2 protein-coding genes and 2 pseudogenes are annotated in these 4,137 nt (G+C 68.9%); all 4 read right to left on the bottom strand.

The genetic code is table 11. From position 1 onward, the window contains the following. Positions 1-333, bottom strand: a pseudogene (locus Q8814_RS24710) (iron-siderophore ABC transporter substrate-binding protein); the annotation flags it as partial. A gap of 136 nt (positions 334-469) precedes the next feature. After that, positions 470-1,618, bottom strand: a complete 1,149-nt coding sequence (locus tag Q8814_RS24705; RefSeq protein ID WP_330154601.1) for a VWA domain-containing protein — start codon at positions 1,616-1,618, stop codon at positions 470-472. After that, positions 1,615-3,801 carry a DUF5682 family protein gene (locus tag Q8814_RS24700; RefSeq protein ID WP_330154602.1) on the bottom strand — a complete coding sequence of 729 codons (2,187 nt, stop codon included), beginning with the start codon at positions 3,799-3,801 and terminating at the stop codon, positions 1,615-1,617. Before Q8814_RS24700 ends, Q8814_RS24705 begins: the two co-directional genes overlap by 4 nt. Before the next feature lie 2 nt (positions 3,802-3,803). Further along, a pseudogene (locus tag Q8814_RS24695) lies at positions 3,804-4,137 on the bottom strand (ATPase); the annotation flags it as partial.

The raw sequence follows: 4,137 nt of genomic DNA, 5'->3' as shown, positions 1-4,137 counted from the left end.
GGACGGCTCGACGGTATCGATGAGCTCCGGTGGCCGGGAGTACCGACCCCGAGCCCACGGACCGACACCGTCGCCGCCGCATCCGAGCCAGTCACCGGCTGCGACGGGTTCGACGCCCAGTGCCAGTGCGGTGTCCGCGTCGCCCCATCCGAGTGCTGCGACCCGCTCCGGCCGGGATTCGATGGTGACCTCACCGAACATCGTGTCGACGGTCGCGGGGAACGCGCCCGTGCCGGTGGACTCGGCGTCGTCGACCGTGTCGGTGCCGTTCGAGCCGCACGCCGCTACAGCCAGCGCCGTAGCGGCGACAACGGCCGCAATGCGGAGTTTCACAGGATCCTCGTCTCGTCGGCCGGTCGTCAAGAGCTCATGATTAGGGCATCCTAACGTGTCCGGGCTGTGTGCCGGCCGACTATTCCGCGGCGCGACACAGTCGCAGCGACATCGAACTCGGGTCACGAACGCGCGGTCACAACGACCGCGCCCAGCGCCCGACATCGCCGCGTTCGAGTGCGAGCGCCAACAGGTCCGGAAACCGGTCCGGTGTGCAAGCGAACGCGGGAATCCCCAAGGCCGCGAGCGCGGCCGCGTTGTCCCGATCGAAGGACGGGGCGCCGTCGTCGGAGAGTGCGAGCAGCACGACGACCTGCACTCCCGCGTCCCGCATGGAAGCCATGCGGGTGATCATCTCGGCGCGGATCCCACCTTCGTACAGGTCGGAGATCAGCACGAACATCGATTCGGTGGGGCGGCTGATCAGCGATCGGCCGTAGGCGATGGCGCGGTTGATGTCGGTGCCTCCGCCCAACTGCGTGCCGAACAGCACGTCCACCGGATCCGACAGCTTCTCGGTCAGATCAACCACGGTGGTGTCGAACACGATCAATGAGGTGCGTAGTGCCCGGATCGACGCGAGCACCGCGCCGAACACGGACGCGTACACCACGCTCGACGCCATCGACCCGGACTGGTCGACCGCCAGCACCACATCGCGCTGCACAGCGTGTGAGCGGCGGCCGTAACCGATCAGCCGTTCCGGTACGACGGTCCGATGTTCCGGCAGATAGTGCGCGAGGTTCGCGCGGATCGTGCGGTTCCAATCGACGTCGCGCAGCTTCGGATTCGACGTTCGTGCCGAACGATCGAGGGCGCCGTTCACCGCGGCACGCGTGTGCTGGGCAATCCGCTCCTCGACCTGCCGGACCACCTTCTCCACCACCGCACGCGCCGTCGCTTTCGTCGCGTCGGGCATCACCTTGTTCAAGCTCAGCAGCGTGCCCACCAGATGTACATCCGGCTCGACAGCGTCGAGCATCTCCGGTTCGAGGAGGAGCCGCGTCAAACCGAGCCGCTCCACCGCGTCGCGCTGCATCACCTGAACCACCGACGCCGGGAAGTACGTGCGAATGTCCCCGAGCCACCTCGCGACACGCGGTGCGGACGAACCCAGCCCCGCCGAGCGATTCGCACCGTCGGATGCGTCCCCGCGGTCGTAGAGGGCGGCCAGTGCCGCGTCCATCGCCTCGTCGGCTCCGGGAGCCGGCGCTCCGATCGATTCCTCGGAGGCGGCGCCCAGCATCAGCCTCCATCGACGCATGCGTTCGGAATCGTATGTCATGCAGGCACTCCCAGGATGAGTGCGGTCGCGCGAACGGCGCGGCCACCACGCTCCGCATCGACTGCCACACCAGCGTGGACCGGAACACCACCACGGATCATCTCACCGAGCGTGCGACGTTCCGGCGGCGTGAACGCACCGAACGTCCGCCGCAGCATCGGCAGGACATCGAGGAAATCCTGTTCGTGCAGCCCGGACACCCACCCGTCGATCAGGCGCAACAGGTTGCGATCGTGCACGAGCAGAAGTCCGCCGGCACCGACGAAGCCGTCGATCCACCGGGCCTTCACCGCCGGTTCGCTGCCGACCGACAGTGCCCGGGACACCCGTCTCGTGGTTTCCGCCTCGCCCATTCGGCCCATGTCGCGCAGCAGACGCACCGCGCGGCCGGTGAGCAGGCCGTCCACATCGTCGCGGTCCGCGAGCGCACCCAACGCGTCCAGCCAACGATCGGTCGAATCCGGCTCGTCGCGTAACCCGAGTGCGGTATGCACCTCGTCGACGGCGTGGCGCAGCGCGTCGGCGGCATCATGGTCGAGTCCGGTCGCGGCGAGCGGCAGACCCGCGCAGATCCGGACCAGTAGACCATCGGTGACGTGCCCGAGCGACGTCAGATCGGTGCCGCGCACATCGCCGTAGCGCAGGGTTCGAATCAGCGTGGGCAGGGCCGCCATCAGATGCTCGACGTCGCGGTCCAGAGCGGCGGCGGAATCCGCGGCGGCGAGCAATTGCGGAATCGCATCGCGCAGGTCGGCGAGCAGCGCTTGCTCGAGCAGTTCGACGACCTGCGCGAGTGAGACCTCCGGCGACCGAGCGCGATCCAGCACGAGCGCGTGCGCCGCCGACTCGATGGTGGAGCCCCACCGCGACGCCTCGACGATCGCGACCGACAACTCCGGTTCCCATCTCAGCGACCACGACTCGCGGAACGTGCCGGTCGAGCGGACGGTGCTCGCCGCCGGAACACCCCAGTCGACGCCCACGAGGCGCAACCGGTGCAACAACTGCGACCGCTGCAGATCGAGGTCCTTGCGCAGATCCAGATCCAGATCCTTGCTCAGAGCGGAACGCTTGAGACGCAACGATTTCCACCGCGCCTGCAGATCCGCATCGAGGGGCACCGTCGGTGTCTCGTCGGGCACCGCGCCCAACGCCTCACCGACGACGAGCCTGCGCGTCACCAGATCGAGCAGCACATCGTCGCCGTCGCACAGCACCGCCCGGGTTGCTTCGGTGACCTCGCCGAGCCCGGCCAGCGGGCGACCGCGCAGCGCGGCGAGCGTGTCGGCGAGCCGGGTCGCCTCGATGACGTGCGCGCTCGACACCGGAAGGTCTTCGTCGCGGAGTACGCGGGCGACCTTCGTGAACCAGCGGGCGGTCGTGTGCTCGCGGTGCGTGAACAGGTGGTGATACCAGCCGGGAGAGGTGATTCCGGCGCCGTACCCGGATGCGGTGGACAACCGGGAATGCGTCCACGGTACCCACGTCAGCGACGATTTCACCTTGGGTAATCCCCTCAGCAGTCGCGCATCCGGCGCAGCCGGACCGAGTTTGCCGCTCAGGGCAGGCGCATGCGCCGCCCCGCACACGACGGCGATCTTCTGAGCACCGGCTTTGATCGTGGCACGCAGTACCTGCCGCATGTGCGCCTCACGGCGCGCGGTGTGCTCGTCCGGATCGGTGATCTCGCGCACGGCGGACATCGCCTCGGTGATCGCGTCGAAGTCGGGTGTGCCGCCAGGTTCGTCACCCGACCCGGATTCGACGACTGCGTCCCACCACTGTTCGAAATCGTCGTAGCCGCCCGCCGCCGCGAGCGCGGCCAGCGGGTCGCGGCCGTCCCCGCCGACGGGTCGATCGGCCGCGAGCGCAAGAGACGCCGGCAGATCACAGAACCGCACGTCCGCGTCGTTCCACAGGGCCCACTGCAGTGCCTGCCACTCCGGAGAGAAGGTGGCGAGCGGCCAGAAGGCCGCGGTCGCGGGTTCGGCGGTCGCGTAGGCGAGCAGCGCCACCGGCGGCCGCATCCGTTCGGATCCCGCGAGCGCGACGAGTGGATCGGCGTCGGACGGGCCCTCGATGAGCACGGTGTCGGGCTCGAACTCCGTCAGCGCGCGAACGATCGCGCGAGCCGATCCGGGGCCGTGATGCCGGATTCCCAGCACCCGCACCTGCGGGGAGATGGTCACCCGGTGACCTCGCGGCACGCACGATAGAAGTCGGCCCACTCGGTGCGGTCGCGGACGACCGCCTCGAGATACTCGGTCCACACGACCCGGTCGGCCACCGGATCCTTCAGGACCGATCCGAGGATGCCTGCGGCGACATCGGCAGGCCGCAGCACCCCGTCCCCGAAATGCGCGGACAGGGCCAGGCCGTTGGTGACCACAGAGATCGCTTCGGCGGTGGACAGGGTGCCCGAGGGAGATTTGAGTTTGGTGCGGCCGTCGCCGGTGAGCCCGGAGCGCAACTCCCGGAACACCGTGACCACCCGGCGGATCTCTTCGGCCGCGGCGGGT

It is taken from the genome of Rhodococcus chondri, from assembly GCF_036327435.1.
GTDB classification, from domain to species: domain Bacteria; phylum Actinomycetota; class Actinomycetes; order Mycobacteriales; family Mycobacteriaceae; genus Rhodococcus; species Rhodococcus chondri.
This window is presented reverse-complemented; position numbering and strand designations above follow the sequence as displayed.